This is a genomic window from Niabella pedocola (assembly GCF_021044425.1).
GTDB classification, from domain to species: domain Bacteria; phylum Bacteroidota; class Bacteroidia; order Chitinophagales; family Chitinophagaceae; genus Niabella; species Niabella pedocola.
The window spans coordinates 1,859,522-1,884,391 of the sequence record NZ_JAJNEC010000005.1 but is presented as its reverse complement, the minus strand read 5'-3'; the positions used below and the strand labels follow the sequence as shown (position 1 = coordinate 1,884,391).

General features: G+C 48.9%; 12 protein-coding genes. 5 read left to right on the top strand and 7 right to left on the bottom strand.

Features of this window, described 5'->3' with window-relative positions:
- Position 1 precedes the first annotated feature (1 nt).
- From LQ567_RS15355 to LQ567_RS15340, 4 genes are all read right to left on the bottom strand, one after another.
- A complete protein-coding gene (locus tag LQ567_RS15355) occupies positions 2-853 on the bottom strand; it encodes a COG1470 family protein (RefSeq protein WP_231005439.1) in 852 nt (283 codons plus the stop codon).
- Positions 854-1,091: 238 nt separating this feature from the next.
- Positions 1,092-1,451 carry a DUF4180 domain-containing protein gene (locus LQ567_RS15350; RefSeq protein WP_231005437.1) on the bottom strand — a complete coding sequence of 120 codons (360 nt, stop codon included), beginning with the start codon at positions 1,449-1,451 and terminating at the stop codon, positions 1,092-1,094.
- Positions 1,452-1,493: 42 nt separating this feature from the next.
- Positions 1,494-2,531: a DMT family transporter gene (locus tag LQ567_RS15345; RefSeq protein WP_231005435.1), complete on the bottom strand. Its 1,038-nt coding sequence runs from the start codon at positions 2,529-2,531 to the stop codon at positions 1,494-1,496.
- Positions 2,532-3,422, bottom strand: a complete 891-nt coding sequence (locus LQ567_RS15340; protein ID WP_231005433.1) for an Rpn family recombination-promoting nuclease/putative transposase — start codon at positions 3,420-3,422, stop codon at positions 2,532-2,534.
- Between the two features lie 184 nt (positions 3,423-3,606).
- Between LQ567_RS15340 and LQ567_RS15335 the strand changes: the two genes are divergently transcribed.
- A complete protein-coding gene (locus LQ567_RS15335) occupies positions 3,607-4,164 on the top strand; it encodes a sugar O-acetyltransferase (RefSeq protein ID WP_231005431.1) in 558 nt (185 codons plus the stop codon).
- A 103-nt stretch (positions 4,165-4,267) separates the two neighbouring features.
- Here the strand turns inward: LQ567_RS15335 and LQ567_RS15330 are convergent, their stop codons facing one another.
- On the bottom strand, positions 4,268-6,469 hold the full coding sequence (locus LQ567_RS15330) for an alpha-galactosidase (RefSeq protein WP_231005430.1): 2,202 nt from the start codon (positions 6,467-6,469) through the stop codon (positions 4,268-4,270).
- 562 nt (positions 6,470-7,031) lie between these two features.
- Entirely contained in the window at positions 7,032-15,722 is an 8,691-nt protein-coding gene (locus LQ567_RS15325; RefSeq protein ID WP_231005428.1) for a glycoside hydrolase family 94 protein, read from the bottom strand.
- A gap of 319 nt (positions 15,723-16,041) precedes the next feature.
- Between LQ567_RS15325 and LQ567_RS15320 the strand changes: the two genes are divergently transcribed.
- Together LQ567_RS15320 and LQ567_RS15315 are read left to right on the top strand one after the other, a co-directional pair.
- A complete protein-coding gene (locus LQ567_RS15320) occupies positions 16,042-17,196 on the top strand; it encodes a helix-turn-helix domain-containing protein (protein WP_231005426.1) in 1,155 nt (384 codons plus the stop codon).
- 51 nt (positions 17,197-17,247) lie between these two features.
- Positions 17,248-18,411, top strand: coding sequence for a serine hydrolase domain-containing protein (locus LQ567_RS15315; RefSeq protein WP_231005424.1), 1,164 nt, complete (start codon positions 17,248-17,250; stop codon positions 18,409-18,411).
- Here the strand turns inward: LQ567_RS15315 and LQ567_RS15310 are convergent.
- Positions 18,408-19,649 (bottom strand): trans-sulfuration enzyme family protein, encoded by a 1,242-nt coding sequence (locus LQ567_RS15310; protein WP_231005423.1) that lies wholly within the window; start codon positions 19,647-19,649, stop codon positions 18,408-18,410. The two genes, LQ567_RS15315 and LQ567_RS15310, sit on opposite strands and share 4 nt — an antisense overlap.
- 126 nt (positions 19,650-19,775) lie before the next feature.
- Here LQ567_RS15310 and LQ567_RS15305 point away from each other — a divergent pair, with 126 nt between their 5' ends.
- Complete coding sequence (locus LQ567_RS15305) at positions 19,776-21,170, top strand: M60 family metallopeptidase (RefSeq protein ID WP_231005421.1); 1,395 nt, start codon at positions 19,776-19,778, stop codon at positions 21,168-21,170.
- Positions 21,171-21,734: 564 nt separating this feature from the next.
- A complete protein-coding gene (locus tag LQ567_RS15300) occupies positions 21,735-24,866 on the top strand; it encodes a SusC/RagA family TonB-linked outer membrane protein (protein ID WP_231005419.1) in 3,132 nt (1,043 codons plus the stop codon).
- Positions 24,867-24,870: the final 4 nt, after the last annotated feature.

Sequence of the window (24,870 nt, the reverse complement as noted above, 5' to 3'; positions counted from 1 at the left end):
CTTATCTCCTTCCGTATTTGCGGATCAGGTAATAGATGATTGCTATGGCCAGCAGGATTACCAGCATCCCGATCCAGCCGGAGAGGAATGAGGTTTTTACCGTTATGCGGAACGCAGCACTGGCATTGGCGTTCGGGTTCTTTATGCTGAAATTAGCTACGTAATCTCCTGCAATGGTTTTATCCGGTACCTTCAGGTTTGCGGTTACATCAATGGTTTTTCCCGGATCCAGCCGGCTGATCTTCGAAGGTTCAAAAGATGCCTCCCACTGCGACGGCGCCTGCGCGGAAAGTTCCAGGTTGTCCAGCGCAATGGTGCCAGTGTTCCGCACCACCAGATGCAACTGCGTGGAAGATCCTTCCGTAACCTCATCACTTAACCTGCCGGTAGGTGTTGTTAGTTCTACGGCATAGGATCCTTTTACCACCGCTTCAATGGTCAATGCGGCTGTATCGGTGCCGGAGACGGCTTTTAAAGGAATACTGTACTTACCGGGTTTGGCTGCCGGAGACGGCACCACCTCTATGGAAATGTCCTGCGTCCGGTTCGAATCCAGCCGGAAAGAAGCTACCTGGCTTCCCTCTACTTTAAATGCTACACTCCACCCGATGGGTGCATCGGACTTCAGCTCATAGATCTTCGCCTGTCGCGCTTCATTGTGAAGGGTGGCATTGTACCGGAAGGTTTCACTAACGGCCGCTTCCAGGTTCATTAGCCGGGCGGTAAATGCAGAACCCGGTGATTGGGAAAAGGAGAACCCGGGGTGAAAAACAAGTGCTGATAAAAACAGCAGGTAGCGGAATACTTTTTTACTTCCGCTCTGTAACGAAATTAGACGTTGTTGTGCTAACATAACATTAATAAATAATAAAATTCATTAATAAAATAATAGCGCCTCAAATATGGAAATACCTTTTTGAGTGCAAACGTTGATTGTTCTTGAGTAAAAGGTGCGCTAATTTATAAAAAGATTTTTTTCTGCAAAAAAAATTGTATGAGCGGTTGCCTGGCAATTATGATTGGTTTTTATCCGTATTGAACCGGCGCAGCTGATCCTTTTTTTATACCCGGTATGCTGTGTTTATGAAGGGTTACCGGGTCAGTTTTTCAAGGGCATTGTCGATCGTATCTGTAAAATATACCTGCCGTCCGGCATTGCTTTCGCGGATGAAATCATGTAAACTGTCGGAGGTAATGTTTTCCCAATTACCGACAATTGCCACACATATCCGGTAGTTGGTGAATTTTTGCAGGATTTCACCAGCCAGCTTTGTGCGCAGGTCAAAGAAGGCCGGTGTTATATTACCGGCATGCAGGATAACATGATCATATCCCTGGTAATAGACATTTCCTATAAGATCGATACCATCTTCTATTTGCTGAAGGTATATTTCTTCACTTGTTATTTCAGCAACTGTCCGGTCATTTCTTGTATGTGGTACTATTTTCATATACAATGATAGCGCTATGTTTAGCAAACGGTATAATAATGTTTAATGCTTATCGGTTTTGCGTTTTTCGAGCTGACTAAGCGCCAAACCGGCTAATACCATTAATACACCGGCAATGGTATAGATGCTTACGGGATCGTGTACCCAAAGTGCCGCAATGATGATGCCGAATACCGGGCAGATAAACAGCCACATGCCCGCTTTTACGGCATCCTGTTTCAACAGGTGAAGCCACAATGCAACGGCGCCGATAGAAACCGGTATGGCCAGCCAAAGGGTGCCTCCCCAGAACGCGGCGGTGTAATGGTTGGCTGTTCCTTTATAGGTATACAGCGCAATGGGCAACATAAGCAGCCCTCCGAAAAAAGTTTGCCAGCCGTTGATGACAAACAGGTGCATTTGTCCCCAGCTTCTTGACGAAAAATAAATGGTGCCGATGGAGTATGAAAGCATACTGGCCAACAATAAGATCAACCCTAAGGGTGTTACCGAAGCTCCGCCCAATAAGGGCCAGGCTACTACCAGGATGCCGAGCAGGCAAATGCAGATGGCAAGAAGAATGCGGAGTGGCAATGGCTTTTTTAAAAAGAACACGGAAATAAAGCTGATGAACACAGGGCTAACCGCCACCGTTAAGGCGCCGATGCTGGCTGTTACCTGCTGCATGGCAATTACATACAGCCCCAGGTAAATGGTGATGTTCAGCATTCCGTAAATGATCAGCGGTTTCCATTCTTTTTTACGGGGGAGGGGCTTGCGAAGCACCAGGTGTGCAATGATCAGCATGATGAACGCGGCTACACCAAAGCGCATTACAGCAATTACCAATGGCTGGGAAACAGTTAGTGCTACTTTGGTTGCTGTAGATGCAGATGACCATAATACGGCGAATACCAACCCTGCCAGTATCCACTTTAACCCGGTATGTTTTTTTTGTGTCTGCACGAAAGAATCCGGCAAAAATACGGGGTTGTTGGGGAATAATGATAATGCAGCGGGCAATCCATTTATGGGTATCTCAAAAACAAAAGAACCGCTACCCGGTAACAGGAGCGGTTCTTTCGTTTTATTTAAGAACACCTATTTCTTTTTCTTTAAAGAAGCGCGGACTTTTTTTACAAAATCAAGGGAAACATCAGCGGCATGCATGGCCTGCGTATCCGTAAAGCCAAATTTGTCAATCAGGTTGGCAACAACTGCTGCCTTGCCTTCAGCTATGCCGTTCTCTTCCGCAGTTTTTAATACGGAATATTCGGTCCACTTATTTAAAACGTCTTTTTGATATAACATATATTCCTCCGCTTTTAAATTGGCTACTTCAGCAATTTTAAATAGTTTCTGAAATATCTTCTTTTGCAAAATTACCGGAATTTTATCCAACTTCGCCATATTGCGCAGTACATACAGCCAACGTTCCAGGTCGGTTTTTACGTCTTTTTCTTCCAGGTTAAAATTGGGCAACTCTAAAAATATAAATCCCAGCTTGTTATAAAACACTTCTCCGGTTTCTTCTTCCGTAAGATGTATCCGGTGCAGGTATTTGCCGGGTGGGGTGTTATGAACTGTAAAGTCCATAAGGCCCACAAAATACACTTCCTTTAATTCAAAGTCCCAATGTTTATTTCCCCTTGGGCCCTGCCCGTGTATCCGGCTGGCAGTATAAAAAATGGCGCGATCGGTGAAGAATTTCTGATTGGCCCGTTGCACTTCGATAATAAAGGTTTCCCGGTTTGTCCCGGTACAGGTTAAATCAAAAATGGTCTTCCGGTAATGTTTTGCCGGACCGTTGTTTTCCTGTGGCGTATATACCAGGTCGCATATTTGTTTGCGGCCTTTGAACAACGCATTCAAAAATGCAATCAGCAGGTCTTTATGGGGTTCCGAACCAAATAGTTTTTTGAAGCCGAAGTCAGTTAGCGGGTCGATGTACCGGCCTATCGGGGCCATCGACAGGGTTTTCATAGTAGCCATATTTGAAAGTACGATTTTTTTATATACGATGGTCCGCTCCGGAAAGCTTTCGCACGGTCGATATGTAAAAAAACGGTGCTTTTATTCTAACCAGGCCAGCAATTAAAGAACTGGGTACAATCCCGCACATCCTGTTTATGTGCTTCGGCTTTTGTTATATTTACGGCATATAAAACCGTCTTCAATGCCTACCGAAAAAGAAAAAATGCTTTCAGGAGCACTTTATACTCCGTCTGATCCTGAGCTGCGGGCCATGAGCGACCAGGCACACCGTCTCTGCCAGGAGTATAACCAATGTAACGCAACAGACCATGATGCAAAGGCCGCCATTCTGAAAATGCTGATCCCCCGTCAGGGAAAGGGGCTCTATATTGAAGGTCCTTTCTTTTGCGATTATGGAGTGCATATTAACATTGGAGACCATGTATTCTTTAACTTCAATTGCACCATCCTCGATACGATGCAGGTGACCATTGGCGATCATTGCATGTTTGGACCCGGTGTGCAGATCTATACACCATTGCATCCTATGAAGGCGGCGGAACGGAATACAGGGTTGGAATATGCAAAAGAAGTGGTTATCGGCGATAGTGTTTGGGTTGGCGGAAATGTAACCATATTGCCCGGGGTACATATTGGCGATAATTGCGTGATTGGTGCAGGCAGCGTGGTAACGCGGGATGTGCCGGCAAATAGCTTTGCAGCGGGTAACCCGGCGAGGGTTATTAAAACTATCAGCTGATGGTCATCAGCACTCAGCTATCAGCTTTCCGCGTTCGGTTCTTAGACGTCGGTGTAAATCCGTGTAATCTGTGAGCAAAAAAAAGGCACCCTGAATCGGACCGTTACAATGCTTCTATACTCAACACCACACTGGTTCGGCTCAAGGTTACATTGGGGTTGAACCCGATGGTCATTAAAAAATCACCACTGTAGGTGTTGCTTTCATCGATGCCGGATTTTTGATTGGCATAGAGGTTCAGCTCCCGGATCCGGTATTTTTTTGCGGGATCAAGCCCCTGTAGCCTTATCGGGTTTGCAGCCGCTTCGCTGATATACCTTGAGTTGGTAAGATAGTTGAACATAACGGCCCTGCGCTTGTCCTGATTTACAAACATGAGCGAGGCCAGATCGCTTTGATAAGGATTCACCAGCCGGAACAGATCACCGTGCCATACAATATCTTTAAAACCGTTGTAGTTTTTAACGGCTTCCTGACAGAAAGAGCGGTCTTCCGGTTTGAGCTCGTTGGCGCGGATATCGAACCCAAGCTTGCCCATTGACGCTACATCCACGCGGTATTTCAGCGGTTGTTTGCCCCAGTCGGTTACATGATTACACATGGCAATGGCGGGGTAGTAATAAGAGTAATTCCATTGAATGAATACCCGTTCCAGCGGGTCGGTGTCATCGCTCAACCAGAATTCAGTAAAGTATTTGAGGGAGCTGTAATCCGATCGACCGCCGCCGCCGGAACAAAGCATCATCGGCACTTTGGGATATCTGGCACGGATACGTTGTAATACCTTTTCGAGCCCGCGGGTATACTCCACGTATAAATGCGATTGCGGGATCCTGCTCTTTTCCAGGTATTGCGAGTGCCCGTTAAATACCGGCGCATTGCAATCCCATTTGATAAAGGCCAGGTCCGGGTTCTTTTTAAATAAGCCATCCACCACCCCAAATACGAAATCCTGCACCTGGGGGTTGGTAAGGTCCAGCACCAGCTGATTCCGGTAATAGATTTCCGAGCGTTGAGGTTCGCGCAGCACCCAATCCAGGTGTTTTTCATAGAGCTCGCTTTTGGGATTCACCATTTCCGGTTCAATCCAGATGCCGAACCGGATGCCCTGTTTCCCTGCTTCATTTACCAGGTAAGGAATGCCATCCGGCAATTTCTTTTTGTTTTCCTGCCAGTCGCCCAGGCCGGCCTTATCGCCATTTCGCGGGTATTTATTACCAAACCAGCCATCGTCCAGCAAGAAGAGATCTACTCCAAGATCCTTAGCGCCTTTAAAAAGCCCTACCAGTTTTTCCTGGTCAAAATCAAAATAGGTGGCCTCCCAGTTGTTCAGTAAGGTAAGCCGCTGCCCCTTGCCATCCAGCAGCTGGTGGTTGCGCAACCAGTTCTGCAGGTTGCGGCTGCCGGTTCCGGTTCCTGTAAAGGACAGCGTATAGGTAAACCGCGGGGTTTCAAACGTGGTGCCTGGTTTAAGGGTATAGGCAGACTGGTAGGGATTGATGCCCGCTACGAGGTGCATTTTTTTATTGATATCCGTTTCAAACTGTATGGAATAATTTCCGTTCCAGGCGATCTGTCCCAGCATTACCGTACCACTGGTTTCGGTAGCCGGTGCGTCCAGTGCCAGCATAAAATTGGGCGAGCCAACCAGGTTTTCGCGGGTACCCAGTCGCGACTGGATGGTATGCATGCCCTGTTTCAGCTGTGTTTGCTCCGGCTGCATCTCTTTTGCCCAATTGCCGTTATAGCTGGTAAGGTAGTAATCTTTATTATAGAAGTAAAGATTGGCCGAGGCGTATTTGTTAAGGGTTACGGTTCCTTTTTCCATATGCCGGATCACGCTCCATTGTTCCATAACGTCTTCGTTTTTCCAGGCTTTAAAAAAAAGGTCTACATAAAACGGGTACACGGCATCTTTTAACGTGATCTTCGTAAGCGTAGCAGCATCTTCATGGGTTACCGTATAGTTTTCATAGCGAAGGTCGAGCGAGTTATTACCATCTGCATGTACCACCGCAATGGCCGGTTCGGAAAAATTATTATCGATCCCTGCCACGGTAAAAGCATTGTTGTTAGAGCTTCCGCCATCGCCGGAAAGATGGTACATCCGGCCTGCTGCCGTATACTCATCCGGCGCCTGTAATTTTTTCCCGGTATGAATGATCTTTAAATGATTGTTCTTATCTGTTTGCAGCACTACGGCTACATTCCCGGTTTCAACAGGGATGGTGGTTTGTGCGGCAATGGTTCCGGTAAGGTTGCTGATAATGGCAAGGCCGATGGTGAATGGGAACAATTTCTTCATATGAATAAATGCTGTATTTCTGTATAGAGCGAAAATACTTCATTCGGGATGATTTTGCTATAATGAACGCAGGGAAGCCAGGACGGGACCTATGAATTTGACTAAGCTATATATTTTGAATGCCGCAGATACACAGAAATTGTATCAAAAGTTGCTACTTTGTCATTGGCAGCTTGTTTCGGTATCTATGTATTATTCAACCAGATCCTGAAAATGTCATCCCAGAACAGGCCCGGATAACATCTTCAGGATGACCCATGGAGTGATACATTGAAACCCAATCGTACTTTAGTTATGCTGTCCGATCAATCGGGATTGTTTCAAAATCTATGTGGATCGTTCCAATAGACCCTGAAACAAGTTCAGGGTGACCTGAAGCGTATTTGTCGTTGCCTCATCGGTTTTGCTATGCAAATCAAACACTCCGCGTGTCAAGGCATTATAAAGGTGCTTTTGATACAACTGCTGCCGTTTATTTCAGGCATTAAGCGTGCAATAATCAGCACCTAAGGTCAACTTATATATCTACCCCGCCAGCGGATCATCTGATCTTAAAAAGTACTTACAATTCCACGAGTACATGATGTTCATTACCGTCGTCCTGCAATGCGATAAACGGATCATTTAAGGCTTGCCCGTTTTCGCTGAGCCGGATATGGCCATCTTTTTTATTGTTTTTAACCTGTAAATGATAAACCGTATTTCCAAACCGGTAGCGGATCTCATATGCGTCCCATGCATCAGGAATGCAGGGATTCAGGTAAAGGCGCTCGCCTTCCCGGTGCAATCCCAGGATGGAACCGATCGCCAGCTGATACGTCCAGCCTGCAGAACCTGTATACCAGGTCCAGCCACCCCGGCCTTCATGCGGGGGCGCACCATAAACATCCGCGGCCATTACATAAGGCTCCACTTTGTATTTTTCAACGTCGGCAGCCGTAAGCGTATGATTCACCGGGTTTACCATGGAGAACAATTCCCATACCCGTTCCCTGTCTTTTAAAGCGGCGAAGGCCATGATGGTCCAGATGGCAGCATGTGTGTATTGACCGCCATTTTCACGCACTCCGGGCACATAACCTTTGATATAGCCGGGATACAGATCCGATTTGTCAAAGGGTGGAGTCAGCAGTTTAATGATCTTGTTCTGCCGGTCTACCAGGTATTTGTTCAATGCCTGCATGCCCTGTAAACTCCGCTCCGGCTCGCCGCCGCCGGATAGCAGGGACCAGCTTTGGGAAATGGAGTCGATCTTACATTCTTCGTTAGAAGCAGATCCCAGGGGCGTACCGTCATCGAAGTAAGCACGGCGGTACCAGTCGCCATCCCAGGCATTCTGATGAATATGCTCTTTTAATTTTGCAGCTTCTGTTTTACAAAGCGTGGTAAAATCTTCATCGCCATATTCCGCAGCAATAACGGCGAAGTGTGTAAGTACATCGTAAAGGAAAAATGCCAGCCAAACGCTTTCGCCTTTCCCGTGTTCGCCCACTTTATCCATGCCATCGTTCCAGTCGCCCGACCCGATCAGCGGCAATCCGTGCTGCCCGAATCTTAATCCATGGCGAATGGCATGTTTACAGTGATTGTACAAGGTTTCCCAATGATTCAGGAACACGGGCAGATCGTAATACGATTCTTCATCCGGCTGTAAAGGACGCCCGTCTATAAAGGATACGTATTCATTCAATATTTCCCTGTCGCCTGTGGCGGTAATATACCGGGCGGTTACATACGGAAGCCAGAGATAATCGTCGGAGCAGGTTGTACGCACACCGCGGCCGCTGGGCGGGTGCCACCAATGCTGCACATCCCCTTCCTTAAATTGCCGCGAAGCAGCCAGGAGGATCTGTTCTCTTGTAATTTCGGGCGTCGTATGCATCAATGCCAGTACATCCTGTAACTGATCGCGGAAACCGAAGGCCCCACCGGATTGATAGAATCCGCTTCGGCCCCAAACCCGGCAGGCCAGCGCTTGGTACAGCCACCAGCCATTGGTCATCACATTCATGGCTGCATCCGGGGTTTTTACAAAAACAGCGCCCAGGATATGGTTCCACTGGTCGTGTACCTTTATCCGGGCCTCCTGTGCAAAGGCATTTCCTTTTATCTTTTCCACCAGTTCCCGGGTTTCCTGTTCGTTTCTGCCCGCGCCCATACGAAATACGATCTCCTGCTCTTCTTCCGGTGCCAGGTGTATGACTACCTGTAGTGCTGTACAGGGATCAAGACCCGCACCGGTTCTACCGGAAAGATGCTTTCGCGAAAGTGCTTCGGGGCGGCTAAGGGTGCCGTTCCTGCCGATGAATTCTGTACGGTCGCAGGTGAATGTTTTCTCGCGCGCATCGGTATCAAAAAAGGCCACCTTTTCTGAAAAGGCTGAGTTATAACGGTTGCGTGCAAACAATACGTTGGTTTGGGGATCCTTGTCGGCCACCACAAACATTTTGTTTTTATGTGCCAGGTCGCCCAGTACCCATTCCACATAGCCGGTTACCGATAGGTTACGTTGCTGGCTGGTAAGATTGCGCAGCTTCAGAACCACATATTTCACGGGCAAGGCTTCATCTACATACACCCAAAATTCCGACGCAATGCCATAATGAATATGCTCATAAACCGAATACCCAAAGCCATGCCGGGTAACGTAGGCGTTTTTGCCGGGTGCGGGCAGGGGCGTGGGCGACCAGTATACGCCGGTTTCTTCATCCCGGATATAATAGGCCTCGCCGCATTTGTCGGTTACCGGGTCGTTTTGCCAGGGGCTAAGCCGGAATGCCTGCGCATTGTCTACCCAGGTATAGGCCGATCCGCTTTCGGAGAGCATGGACCCGATTTCTTTATTGGCAATGATGTTGCACCAGGGCGCCGGGGATTTTTTCTCTTGTCCGGATTCCAGGATGTATTCTTTACCATCCTGTGTAAATCCGCCGGTAGCATTGTTAAACAGCAGCTGACCGGGCAGCGCCACGGTTTGCTGCGGGTCTGTTTTGGGATGCCGCGGCTGCACGGCAAGCGGCTCGGGCAGTCCTTTTGCCGGTGTTTTCCGAAGCACCTGTTCCGCCAGCGTACCCTTGTCATCATCAAAAATAACCCGGGCAACGGTCTGAAACAAGATGCGGTCTTCGCTGGAGATCTGGTCGCCCGCCCTTACAAAAATACCACCGGGCTGATCCAGCACGCCGCCGCTGGTAGCGGTGATAAAACCAATCACCTGGTCCTGGAACACCTGGCGGTAGGATCCGAAATCATCATTCCAGATCACAAGGTCTACCCGCAATGCTTTTAATGACCAGTATGAGTGTGCTTTGATCAGCTGTTTAACCAGGTCGATATTGTTGCTATCTTTTACGCGCACCAGCACAATGGGCAGGTCGCCGGAAATGGCATAGCTCCAAAGCCCCGGCTGCCCTTTTAAATTGCTTTCAATAACTGAAGCGGCAGCCCGGAAGTTATTGTTGGCATAAATAATAGAGCCGGCAATGGCATTGAAAAGCTGGGCTTCTACTTCGGTGGCATTGATCTGGCGCAGCAGCACTTGGCTATGGGTCCAAGCCAGTTCAAATACCCGGTTCTTGATATACCGGTCCTGGTACTTGGCCAGCAGGCCCATACAGCTCTCTTTCGATTCGGCAATGCCCATTACCAGGTCCAGCGTTACCGTTTGGCGGCCTTTCAGTGTAATCCGGTGCCGGATGGCAACAACGGGGTCCAGTACCGAGCCTGCTGTATCTGAAAGCGCACCATCCTGCTTCAGGGCTGCGGGAGCGGCAACGGACCGGCCGCGGCCAATGAACCGCATGCGGTCAGTTTCATACGATACCTGTTCGCTGGTGGCTCCATACACCATAAAACTGTGGAACATCCATGGGGGCGTATCCTTCCGGGCCCTGGGCCGGCGCGTACAGAGGATGGCCCCGGTATCTTTTTCAATCTCCGTTTGTACAAATAAATTGCTAAAGGCCGGATGTGCCTCATCGGCTGCCTGGTCTGCCAGCACCACTTCTCCAAAACTGGTGACCTCTATGGTTTTGGTAGATGCGGACCGGTTAGTGATCCGGATACGGCGGATCTCCACATCGTCCTCCGGTGAAACCACCAGGTCTGTTTTTGTTTCAAAACCATCATCCACACGGCGGAATACGATGTGCCCCTGTGAAAACACCGTTTCATAGGCCTTGCTTTTCCGGAGGGTGGGCTGATAGGTGTTGGACCAGAAATGACCCGTACTCAGGTCTTTTATATAACAGAATATACCCCAGTTGTCCAATGTCGTGTCTTCCCGCCAGCGGTTTAATGCAATGCCCTTCCAGCGGCTATAGCCGCCGCCGCTGTTACTGACCATGAGGGCATACCTTCCGTTGGATAATAGCTGTACCTCCGGAACGGGCGTGTTGGGAGTAGTGAGTACCCGCATATGCGACTCATGAGAAACCGTTTGCCGCGCACTGTTATCTTCTGTATGCTCATAGAAGTTTGTAGAGCGTGGCGCTTTTTCCTGGAGCAATAGCAGGGCCGACTGAAATTGCGGATCCCTGATAAACCGTTCCTGCATTTTTTTATCCAGCAGGAGGTATGCCATAGCCAGGAAGCTCATTCCCTGGTGATGCACCATAAACGATTTTATGATGGCATGGGACTGGCCCCGCGGCATGCGCGACGGGGTATAATCGATGGCTTCATAAAAACCATAACGGCCTTCAAATCCTTTTTGTGACAGGGTCCGGAGGTTGTCCATCGCTTCAGCCGGATCAATCATCAGGGCCATCATGGTTGCATAAGGAGCAATAACGAGGTCATTTGCCAAGCCTCTTTTTAACCCCAGGCCGGGAATGCCGAACGACTGGTATTGATAGTGGAGGCTGGTATCTACCAGGTTATAACCCGATTCTGAAATACCCCAGGGGATATTGTTCTTATTACCATACTCGATCTGGTTTTTTACAGCGCCTTTATTGCTGCGGTCCAGCAGCGTATTTTCATAAGAGGGCATCAGCAGCTGAGGCATCAGGTACTCGAACATGGACCCGCTCCAGGACAGCAATACCGGGTTGTTGCCCATATTGGTAACCAGCCGGCCAAGCGTAAACCAGGCCGTTTGCGGAATCTTCCCCTGTGCGATGGCTGCGAAAATACCCAAACGGGCTTCGGAGGCCAGCATGTCGTAATAGCTTTTATCGGCGGCATCCTCGCTTACATTATATCCGATGTGGAAAAGGTGCTGGGTTTTATTATAAAGGAAATCGTAGTCTGCCGTTGAAAATTCAACACAATTATGTTTTATTTTTTCAAGTCCCGACAGGAACCGGTCGGCGGCGGCGGCACCTGTTTCCAGTGCTTTCAATAACAGATCTAAATGTGCTGTATCAGCATTATTGCCGGTTTCGCTGATGTGTTCATGAATATACCCGGGCAATATGCGTTGCAGCTCCAGTATATTATTGATCGAAGGTATTTCCTCCAGGATCCGCAACCGGGAATATGCGTCCGGAACCGGCAGGTGCTGCGTCCATGGGCAAAAGGTCCGGATGCAGGTAAGGAGGTCCGTCAGCTGGTTTTCCAGGCGTTCGGTCCAGTTCAGTGCTTCGGCGTTTGCAGCCATGAGGCTGCTGCTCTTTAAAAGACCGGCCTGTTCCTGCAACGCGCTCAGCTGTGATACAAGTTCGTTCAGTGAAAGCGGAAACGTGGCTTTCAGGTTGTTCAGGATCTTGGCGGGCAAAGCCAGTAATTCCGTCTGTGCTTTTTTATCACAAACGCTTTTTAATACGGCAAAAGCATCCAGCAGGCCGTTTATATGTTGTTGCTTAAAGAGTTTTTCCTGCCGGATTTCATCCAGCCCCTGCCGCAGCAGCATAACGCTTGCAATAAAATTGCCGCTATCCACAGCAGACACATATTTGGGCTGCAGGGGAACCAGTGAAACCGTATCGTACCAGTTGTAGAAATGACCGCGGTAACGTTCCAGTGCCGAAAGCGATTCAAAGGTTTTATAGGTGCGCTCCGTCATTTTGTTAACGGATAAATAACCAAAATCGTACGCAGATAAATTGGAGAGCAGTGCAAGACCGATATTGGTGGGAGATGTGCGGTGTGCCAATGATGCTATCGGGTGCTCCTGATAGTTATCCGGGGCCAGCCAGTTGTCTTCCTGCGCCACAAAGTCTTCAAAATAAGCCCAGGTTTTACGGGCATAAAAATGCAGCCGTTCGATATCCTTTGACGACAGGTCCACCGTCCTTTTGGTGGAAGGGGTACTTACCTTCCAGGCCACCGCCGGCGCCAGTAACCATGCTGCAAGGATGGGACCCGCCAGCCACAGCGCAGTGGGATTGATGATGATCAGCAAGGCAACGATGCCGGCTGGGATTAATACCGAAGGCCACATATAGGCATAAGCCCCGGGGATACTTTTTTGTTTTCCGCCAGCCATGCCGGACGGGGTCCACTGCAGCAGCCGGTGATGGGAGATCAGCATCCGCCAGTTGGCCCGGAAAATAGCATCCAGGTTTTGAACGGCTTCAAAAGGAAGACAGAGAATGCTGAACAGGATATGCGCCAGGCTACTGATGGCATTGTCGCGTATTTCTAAAAGATGCGCCCGCCAGTGCATACTTTCAGACTTATGAAACAGTTGCCAAATGGAATTGGCGATCAGTGGCAGCAGCCACGCTGCAAAAAAAAGAAGGGTCCATAATTGAGGGTAGGGAACAAATGCCCAGCCCATTATTAAAAAAAGCACCATGGCCGGGGCTACGAGGCTCCTGCGGATATTGTCCCATATCTTCCAGCGGGATAGACTGGATATAAAATTCCGGCGGAGTTTGTTTTCCCTGCCCGGTACAAAGGGGGTTCCCCAGCTGGCGATCTGCCAGTCGCCCCGGATCCAGCGATGGCGGCGGTTGGCATCTGCCCAATACGTTTCCGGATATTCTTCAAATAACTCTACGTCTGTAAGTAAACCCGAGCGTACATAAGATCCTTCCAGCAGGTCGTGACTTAAAATACGGTTGGGCGGAAAGGCATCACCCAGTACGGTTTCAAAAACATCGATGTCGTAGATCCCTTTCCCAACAAAGGAGCCTTCGGAAAACAGGTCCTGGTACACATCAGAAACTAGGCGGGTATAGGGATCCAGGCCGGAATCGTTACTGTGCATTTTTGCATAATAACTGCTGTTGATGCGGGGAATGGTTACCGAGGTGCGTGGTTGTAGAATACCGTATCCGTCCACCACCCGGGTTTGCTGCGCGTTTAGTACCGGTTGATTCAGCGGATGCGCCATCGTGGCTACCAGTTTCCAGGCGGCTTCGCGTGGAAGCTGGGTGTCGGCGTCCAGTGTTATCACATACCGCACCGCTTTCAGCGAAGCGGTATCGCCGGTGATCTCTATAAAATCATAGTGGCCGGTATCGCTTAAAAAGCTGTTCAGTTCGGCCAGTTTACCCCGTTTGCGTTCCTGCCCCATCCATATTTTTTCACGGGGGTTCCATTTTCTCGGCCGGTGAAATAAAAAGAACCGGCTTCCGGAACCGCTGTCTTTTATATACCGGAGATTTAATGTTTCAACACGTTTGCGGGCATAGGTGAGCAAGGCATCGTCCTCCGGCATTTTTTCCTGCGGGGCGTCGGTAAAATCGGTCAGCAATGCAAAGTAGAGCTGTTCTTCGGGGTTAGCCAGGTACCGCACTTCCAGTTCATCCACCAGCGCTTCAATCGCTTTTTCGCTGGAGAGCATGCTGGGAACCGCTACTACGGTACGGCCGGATTCGGGGATCCCATCGGAGTAATCCATTTTGGGAAGAGGCCGGGGCTTTACGATGAGCGTGGCGATCCAGTTGATGAGAATTACAATGGCCTGACTGCATGCGATAAAAGCGGCGGCCCCCAATACGAGAGCGGCATAAATACCGCTGTTCAGTTTGTATGCATACAGAACGATCCAGATACTGAGCAGCAGGGAGAGCAGCAGGGCAGAACCGGCATACGACAGCAGCCGGTTTTTTTTCAGCAGGTTTTTAAACCGGTGTCGTAAGGAAATCCGCATCCCCGATTTCCGGATCAGTACCTGCTGTCCTTTTTCGTCCACAAGGTAATAACCCACGTGATGCTGCCGCTGGGGGGCGCCTTTTCCGGCGCTTTCTTTGGCCAGGTCAATAGCAAGCTGTGCTACCTGGTATTCCTCCAGCGTGCTGTGTTTGCCCACCCATTCCACAATATGCCGGTACCGGTCGCGGGTTACAAAATCCATTTGCCCGTAAACGCCGTCCACATCGGTGTTCAATATTTTTTCAACGATGCTTACCTGTTCTACAAAGCTGCGCCAGTCGGTGCTCCGTATCAGCCGGATACTTTCAATGGAGTTCCGGATAGAAACCTGGTCCGTAGCCTGTTTCTGATTTTCGATATTGACCAGTTCTACGGAGGAGCTGCCGGTTTCTGCCAGCCGTTCTTCCAGCCAGGTAAGTGGTAATGCCAATCCCTGGCCCCGGCCCTGTAACCGCCGTATAAACTCTGCAACAAATGCACTGTCCATCCGCAGCTTCGACTTGGCCATTTCCGCAATAATAATAATGATATCGCGCGGGTTTTTCTGAGCCGTTTCAAGCAGCTGCTCCGACCAGTATACGGCCACATTTTTTTCCAGCCGGTCCACAGCCACCCGTGACGCAATACGGCGGATATTTTCGATAATGGCCAGTCGCAGCATAATGGGTATAGCCCAAAGCTCGCCCAGGGTTAGGCGGGTTACGGTTTGATAGGCGTCTATAAATGCGGTGAGCGTAGCAATACTGATATGCCCGTCGCTGTGCGCGATGAGCTCCAGTGCAATATCGTATACCCGGGGAAAGCCGGCCGATCTTCCCTTTGCCAGGATGGGAAGGGTTTCGCTATATCCTTTAGGTAAATGGGTTCTTCCAAGTGCGATCTGTTCTTTGATCAGGTAATAGTTATCCAGGAACCACTCGCTGGCAGGGGCAATGGGTTGTTTAGAGCTTACCGAATCATTGAGCAGGTCATATACTTTCGCAATTACTTCTTCATTATCATCCAGCCGGGGCAATACCTTATCTGCCGGATGGCCATTTGCTACCACATGTGACCGGGCAACCACTATACCGTGTTGCTGCATTTGATCATGACTGAACAATTCCAGCCGGAAAGGTTCTTCTTTTTTGAATTCAGGAGTAACATCTCCTGTCAGGAACTCGCGCATGCGCAACACAAAATCATCAACGGGCTTTGAAATTTTCATAGTACTACCAATAAAAAACTTACCGACCTCCGGTTGTATCTATAAAGTTAGTCCTTATCCTGTAGAAGCAGCGGGTAACACAGCGGCACCCCCTTCCCGGATTTTGAATGGAATCATTTATAGTTTGTTGAAATACGTTTGATCTCCTTCAATAAACATGCCATGTAAAATGATGCTTTATTGCTATTTATAAGGTATGTTTTTTTTTACTATGGGTGATACGGGTTGCGGAGGCACGGAGCGTGGCCATTTTGAACATATGTATCAGCCGGGAACTCTTTTTATGAAAAAATGATTATTTTACCGCTGAATTAAGTGTATGGAGCGTTTTCTGCAAACCATTATTTTGCTGGGCGTAGTACAGGGGCTTATTGTAAGCAGCCTTTTGTTTTTTTCCAGGCGCCTGCGCACACCAAACCGTCTGCTGGCCGTGTTGATTTTTTTACTCACTCTTGCCAGCCTTTGTTTATCTGGGTATTATATGGACTGGTTTGGCTCAAAATGGCTGAATTTTCTGGCAAACCTTATTCCGCTGATTGTAGTAATGCCGGTTGGGCCATTGCTGTACTTTTATGTACGCTCGTTTCTTGAGCCGGAATTTAAGATCGGGAAAAAAGAACGGATGCAGTTTCTGCCGGTTATCGTAGATCTGGGTGGACCGCTGATTGCCTGGGTATTTTTGGCAGGTGTGTGGACCGGCCTTCTTAAAAATGACGCACGGCCCTGGGGAATGGCCATCGATACCTATAATGTATATTCCGATATTCCCCGCTGGATATCACTGGCGGTTTATACGGTGCTCACACTCCGGTATCTTGCCGTACAAAAGCAGAAGAATCGCACCGGTTTCCGGTGGCTGCAACAGGTGGCGGTGGTTTTTGGAGTGTTTCTGTGTATTTGGTTGGTGTATTTAGTGCCCTATATAATTCCCCGGTATACCGGCTGGATGCTGGACCACCTGGATTGGTATCCCCTCTATATCCCCATTACCCTGCTCATTTACTGGCTGGGCATTAAGGGATACCTGGTTGCCTGGCAGCAACAGGCGGCGGAAAAAAAGCAGGAAGCCCCCTGGCTGCCGGATGCGATCGTGCATACGGCAACCGGGTTGTTAAAAAAGATGATGGAAGAGGACCGGCTTTATCTGAACCCGGAACTGACCCTTCAGATGGTGGCACAGCATACCGGTTTGGCCGCAAAGACCATTTCGGCGGTACTGAACCAGCACCTGCATACAAATTTTAATGAGTTTATAAACGGATACCGGGTGGCGCTGTTTAAAGAAAAACTGCTGGCAGACGGCGCAGAACAGTTGACATTTGCTGGCATGGCCCAGGAGTGTGGATTTAGTTCGTCCGCAACTTTTCAGCGGGTATTTAAACAGGTAACCGGTATGTCGCCCTCCGAATTCAGGAAAAATCATACAGGAACGGGCGTGCAATATCGATCAGATCGTGATTTGAGCAGTATTTAGGCCGGCGGTTGCCTGCAGATCGGAGAGCTTTGCGAAAAACAATCGATGATAATGAAACACAGTCTCCCCACGATGCTGGCAACGATCCTGCTCTTTTCCTGTGGTACCCCGCGCCCGTTATCACAGGTTGCTCCGGTAAAAGCATCGGATAGCACCCTGTGGAATACCCGGCGGCTGGCCGCTTTTGAAAAAAAAATAGAACAGCTGCGGAAACGGTATCATATTCCCGGAATGTCGGCCGGTATTGTAAATGAAAAGCAGCTGGTATGGAAAAAGGGTTTCGGCTATGCCGATGTGGATCGCCGCATACCACCGGATGAACATACGGTATACCATATTGCCTCTGTTACCAAAACCTTTGGATCAATTATTTTTATGCAGCAGGTGGCTGCCGGCAGGTTACAGCTCAATGACCCCATCAATAAGTATGGGATCAATCTGGGTGCCCGGTGGGGCAGCAACCCGCGCATCCGGCTAAAGCATCTGATGACGCACACGGCAATGGGCAATGCATGGAACGGATTTAAACCCGGCTATGTGTTCCGGTATAATGGTGGTTGGTACGGGGAGATCGGGAAGGCGATTGCCCAGGCTTCCGGTCAGTCATTTGGGGCATTGCTAATGCAGCAGATCGTTTTGCCATTGCATATGCAGCAAACGGTGCCCAGTACCGATGATAGCGCGGCTTTTGCACTTACGGGATACAATAAAACGGCCTTCCTCGAAAAAGTGGCCCGGCCTTATGACTGGAAACATGGAAAGCTGGAACCCGTAAGGTTCCGCTATGGGTTTAGCCCTGCCGCGGGTATGATGAGCAGCGTATCGGACCTGGCCATATATACGGTTGCTATTGATGAAAGGCGCATTTTATCAGACAGCAGCTGGCAGCAGATGACCACGCCCTATATAACGCCGAAGGGGAAGACCATCCAGTATGGACTGGGATGGTTTGTAAAAACATACCGGGGCATGAAACTGTTATGGCATACAGGCTGGTGGTATGGTTATTCCGCTCTTTTTGTAAAGATCCCGCAAAAGGACCTGACCTTTATTATCCTGGCCAATTCGCAGGACCTCAGCCGGCCGTTCTATCATATTGTAAAGCCCATTCCGGGACTTGGCTTCGGATTTTTTAACCCGTTCCGGCGCAATTTGAATAAAACACTGAACGCTTCAGGGTTTGCAGCAGCTTTCCTGGATCTGTTTGCAGATTAAACAGGCAATCCGGAAAGCGCCTGTTCGAGGTCTGCAAGAATATCTTCTACTGCTTCGATGCCTACACTCATCCGGATCAACCCGTCTGTAATGCCGGCCTTTAACCGTTCTTCGGGTTTCATAATGGCGTGCGACATAGATGCCGGGTGCGAGATCAGGGTATCCACCGTGCCCAGGGATACGGCGCGGGTACACATGCGCAGCCGGTTGATGAATTGTTTCCCTGCTGCAATACCGCCTGCCAGCTCAAAACTCAGTACGGCGCCGGGGTATCGCATCTGGCGGGCGCTTAACGCATAATCCGGGTGCGCCTTCAGCCCGTTATAATTTACTTTTGCAACAGCGGGATGTGCTTCCAGCCATTCTGCCACATGCTGGGCATTGGAGCTATGCTGCCGCATCCGCAGGGGTAATGTTTTAATACCATTGATGAGCAAAAAAGCATCAAAGGCATTGGCATTTGCTCCCAACAGCTTGAACGTTTTTGTTGCCGTGGTGTTCATAAAATCAGTGTCTTTCCCCACCAGTACACCGCCAATAGCCGTGCCATGGCCATTTAAAAATTTCGTGGTGGAGTGGTATACAAAGTCAACGCCCAGTGCAAAGGGCTGTTGCAGGTAGGGTGTGGCAAAGGTATTATCTACACTCACTTTTACGCCGTAAGGCACAGCCAGTTTGCAAACGGCTGCTATATCGGTACATCCCATCAGCGGGTTTGTGGGTGATTCTATATGAATCAGCCGGATCTGCGGATGCTGGCGCAATGCCTGTTCCACGGCATCCAGGTCCGAAAGATCAATGAACAATGTTTGTATCCCCAACCCGGCCAGGAGATAGGCAAAGAATTCGTGCGTGCCGCCATACAGGGCTATATTGGTAAGTATTATATCGCCGCTTTTTAACAGGGAAAAACAGAGCGTAGAGAGGGCGCCTTGTCCGCTGGCATGCAGCAATGCCTTTAACTGCAGTGCTGCGCCCCCGGCATCCTTCAGCCCGAATGCTTCCAGCGCGGCTATCAGTTTTTCGGCAGCCGTGGTGGTAGGGTTGGCAAAACGGGAGTAAATATATCCCGGCTCTGTTGCGGCAAACCGGTTCATGCCCTGCTCGGCACTGTCGAATACAAATGTGGAAGTGGCATAAATAGGAATGGCATGACTGTGCAGACTTCCTTCATCATGAATGCTGTGAATGGCTGCGGAGCAAATATCTTCAAAACGTTGCGGTTGATCAGGTGACATATTGATATACTGTTTAATTCGCGATGCGCTTTGTCAACGATCTTCTTTTTTTAACTGTGCAATCGATTGTCTGAAATTTGTGCACAGTTCTTGTGGAAACATCTTTTTAAAAAGCGACAGGTCTGTATGAAATTACCGGTATTTAGGAAGCGCTGGTTGATTGCCAGCCTCTTGATAGGCATGGCCCTTGGTTGCCAGAAGGCAGCACCCTTAAAAGTTGAAGAGCGCCCGGTTCCGGAACCGGGCAATCCCAAAAATCCGGATTCTCTGGTGAAGGTAGCAAAAAATGCAATTGGCTCCGAGGAGCAGGAGTTCAGTGAAAAAACAGACGCTTTTAAAGAGTCGGTAGACCGGCTGAGGCAGGGCAATCCCTGGTCTGATTTTGACCCCACCGGATTTTATCTTCCGCCCAATACAGCACTGAGGCTAACGGTAACGCAACTGGAGGGCACCCGGCTTCCCAAACTGCTTATTGGCACCTACTCATTTGATACGCTTCGCTGGGATCCTTTATCGGTGCAGCTTACGGCAGGCGTCAATACCATCAATGCTGAACCTTTAGGCGGTTTGCTGTGGATCCGTTACACGACCACCGGCACACCGGCCGCCAAAGTGCGGATTACTTTTCAAAGCGGTGCGGTGCGGGCCCCGGTATTTGTAAAAAACCAGACCACCGACTGGCAGGCGCAGCTGAACACCTATACCGCATCTCCGGCGGCATTGCTGGTTAACAAAAATGTATACCTTGTTTTTAAACGGAGCAGGGCACTGAATACCACCGGTGATGCGGCTGATTTTATTTTACAGACAATTGATAAAGGCGTTGACAATGGCGAAAACTATATCAGCGGTTTAGACGGTTCTGCACCCGAACATCAATTGCCGGTACATAAGATCCTGATGACAGAGTCGAACAAGCGGGATTTGTGGGGCGCGGCGAGTTATTACCGTACCTGGTTTGCACCGGGATTGATGGATGAAGCATTGACTGCCCAAAAAATAATAACAAGCGGCTGGGGTGCCTGGCATGAGCTGGGCCATATGCGGCAGCAGCAGGCCTGGAAATGGTCCACATTGGGTGAAGTAACGGTAAATATTTATACAATGGCAGCAGAACGGGCCATCGGCGGCGGCGGGGCAACGCGATTAAAGGGTGCGCCAACCACCAATGCGATGAATTTCCTGGCGCTTACAAATCCTGATAAAGATTTTAACGCCAACACGCAAATGGCGGATGGTAATTTTACCCGCCTGTTTATGTTTCATCAGTTGTGGCTGGCCTTCGGCGATCCTTTTTATATCAAGCTGCATCAGCAAACGCGGCTGGAAAAGCCCGCCCTGTCTGCCGATGCAGACAAAATGCGTTATTTTATGCTGAAAGCCTGTACCATTTCCGGTAAGGATCTCACCTATTTCTTCCGGAAATGGGGATTCAGGGTTGATGCTTCCGTTTATGCAGAAATAGCCGCCCTGGGGCTTCCGCAACCAACGGTTGAACCCAGCACATTAAAAGACCAATAGCCAATGCGCCGGTGGCCGTTACAACTAAAAACGGTTGTTCCGTGCTGGTTATTCCTCTTTAAAATTCATGGATTTCGATTCGTTTACCGGTCTTCCTGCTTTCTTTCTCCAAGGCAATACTTCTCTTGTTATTAATATGGGTATATGCGGGTTTTTGCTGCCAACAATATGTTAAAAAGTAGGAACGGCTGATGCAAAAACGTTTCAGTTAAGTATATTTAACAATTTCTTAACTTTTATAAATTTTAATCGTTTAAACGAAAAAATAAACTTACTCGGAAAAACTTTTGATATATTTTTTCGAAAGTATAGGGTTATGCTAAATACTTTATTGAAGCGGATGTTATTTTTTTAATAATACAAATATGTTGGTGCTAATTTATAAGAATCCCATTTTGTAAAATTGGAAGCAAAAAACGAAAATGATCGTTGAATTGATGCGATTATTTTCTTTGTAAAAGATTGTACTAAACCAAAAAGTATTTGCCATATTGGTTTTTGTTGGTTTCCTGATACTGTCGTGTCGATTATAAAATTTATTGGACTAAATCAAACTATTATCATATGAGATTGATATGGGTAGTTCTACTTGTATTCAGTTATGCGGTTGGTTATGCCCAAACCAAAAGTGTAACGGGTGTTGTAAAGAACGCAGAAGACGGCCTGGCGCTCGGGGGCGTTACCGTAAGTATCGCCAATAAGCCGGTTCAAAAAGTTACGGACAAAAACGGGGAGTTTAAACTCGACGCCGCGGTCGGGGACTCGCTTGTTTTTTCGTTTGTTGGAAAAAAAGAGTACACCGAGGTTGTAGGTGATAAAAGCATTCTGGAGGTGCTGCTGTACAATGCCAAGAACGACATGGACGAGGTAACAGTAGTAGCTTTCGGTAAGCAGAAAAAAGCAACAGTGGTGGGTGCCATTACAACGGTGAGCGCAAAAGACCTGCGTATACCGGCGTCCAACCTTACCAGTGCTTTTGCCGGCCGCATACCGGGGATGATCTCCTACTCGCTTTCCGGTGAGCCGGGAGCCGATAATGCCCAGTTCTTTGTACGCGGCGTTACCACGTTTGGATACCAGTCTGCTCCGCTGGTACTGATCGATGGGTTTGAATCTTCCATGGACAACCTGGCCCGGATGCAGCCCGATGACATCGAATCCTTCTCCATTATGAAGGATGCCCTCGCCACGGGAATGTATGGTGCCCGCGGTGCCAACGGAATCATCATGGTAACCACCAAGGCCGGAAGAGAAGGCCCGGTGGGCTTTAACATGCGGTTTGATGTAAACGTGGCCAGCCCCGTACGTGTACCAAAAATGCTGGACGGTCCTACCTATATGAGAATGTATAACGAGGCCCGCATTACCCGGGATCCCAACCTGGGACCCTTTTATTCCGAACAAAAGATACAGTCTACCATCGATAATGAAAACCCGATGATCTATCCGAATATCGATTGGTACAACACGCTGTTCAAATCCACAGCTTCCAACCTGAAAGCGAATGTGAATATTTCAGGTGGCGGCCAGGTAGCTACCTACTATGTGTCCATGGGTATGGATAAGGAACAGGGCTATTTAAGAACTGATCAAAGCAACCGGTACAGCAATAACATCAATATCGAACGGTATTTTATCCGCTCTAACGTAATCTTTAAACTGTCGCCCACCACAAAACTGGACACCAGGATCCAGGGACGTTTCGAGGGACAAAACGGGCCGTATATTTCGGCTTCACAACTCTTCCGGCTGGTGATGAACAGCAACCCGGTAGATTTCCCGGCGGTATATGCACCGGATTCTGCCAACCAGTTTACAAAATTTGTATTGTTTGGAAGCAGCTTTGTGAACGGTGCCGCCAAAGTAAATCCTTATGCGGAAATGGTACGGGGTTATCAGGATAAGAACGTATCGGATATAACGGCACAGGCCACGCTGATGCAGGACCTGGGAATGATCTTAAAAGGATTAAGAGCCCAGTTAAAAGCTTCTGCTACCACCTCCGGCGAAAACACCGGCCGCCGTACCTACCTGCCTTATTATTACGACCTGGAATCCTATAACCAGGTTACGGGCGCCTATAAACTGTTTCCCTTAAACCCTACAGATGGCCGGCCCTACCTGGGTGATATTGCGCCCATAAGAAATGCCAGCGGCCGTTATTATTATGAATTATTATTTAACTGGGAACGCTCATTTGGTGCGCATAATTTGGCCGTAACCGAAGTGGGCACCATGGAGAAGAACCTGCTGACCTCCGGCACGGCTACTTCTATTTTTGAAGCCCTTCCCGAAAAGAATGTACGGAACTCCGGCCGGGCAAACTACGCGTATGACCGTCGCTACATGATGGAGTTCGGCTATTCCTATATGGGATCTGAAAAGTTCACCGGTGGTAAACGCTGGGGCTTTTTCCCGTCGGTAGGTGCGGGCTGGTCTGTATCGAATGAAGCATTCTGGGAGCCATTAAAAGATGTGATCAGTACATTGAAACTGAGAGGTTCCTGGGGTCTGGTGGGTAATGATGCCATTGCTGCGCGCAGAGACCGTTTCTTCTTCCTTTCCGATATCAGCCTGTTTAATGGTGCCACCGTTATCGACAATGGGTACCGTTGGGGTACATCATTTATGAACTCTTATGGCGGATACCGCGTAAACCGGTATGCCAACCCCGATATTACCTGGGAACAATCTGAAAAATGGAATGCCGGCGTTGATCTGAATCTTTTCAACGAGGCGTTAAAGCTGCAGGCTGATTTCTACCGGGACCGCAGAAGCAAGATCTACATGCAGCGGCAAAATTTTCCTGCATCAGCGGGATTGGAAGCTTCCATCAGCGGTAACGTAGGTGAAGTACTGTCGAAAGGATTTGAAAGCTCCCTGAGTTATGAAAAGAATGTATCCCAGGATTTCTGGTTTTCCGCACGGGCCAACTTTACGTATGCCACCAACAAGCTGGTAAAGCTGGATGAACGGAATTATCCGGATCAGTACCTGAAACGGCTGGGCAGCAACATCAACCAGGAGTGGGGGCTCATCGCCGAACGGCTTTTTGTAGATCAGTATGAGATCCAGAACTCACCCAAACAAGACTTTGGCGGATACCTTGCCGGAGATATCAAGTATAAGGATGTAAACGGAGACGGGGTAATAAATGGCAACGACCGGGTGGCTCTCGGTTACCCCACGGTACCGGAAGTACAGTATGGATTTGGAACCTCCATGGTGTATAAGATGTTTGATTTTGGATTTTTCTTCAACGGAAGTGCCCGTGTATCTTTCTTCATAGACGCTACCGCTGCAAGTTCGGAAGACCCTCCGCGCGCCGGTATCGCTCCTTTTGCAAACAGAAGGAACGCACTGGCCATGATTGCTGAAGATTACTGGAGCGAGACCAACCCCAATGTACATGCATTCTGGCCCCGCTTATCCACTTTCCCCGTAGATAACAATATACAGCAATCTTCCTGGTGGATCCGGGACGGGTCGTTCCTGAAACTGCAATCGGTAGAACTGGGTTACAGCCTCCGGAAGCTTACAAGATGGGGCATAAAGAAAGACAGCCGCGTATACGTGAGTGCGCAAAACCTGTTTACCTTCTCCTCCTTCAAGCTATGGGATCCGGAGATGCGGGACCGCGGGCTGGGGTATCCAAACAATAAACGAATTAATGCCGGGATCCAATTGTCATTTTAAAAAA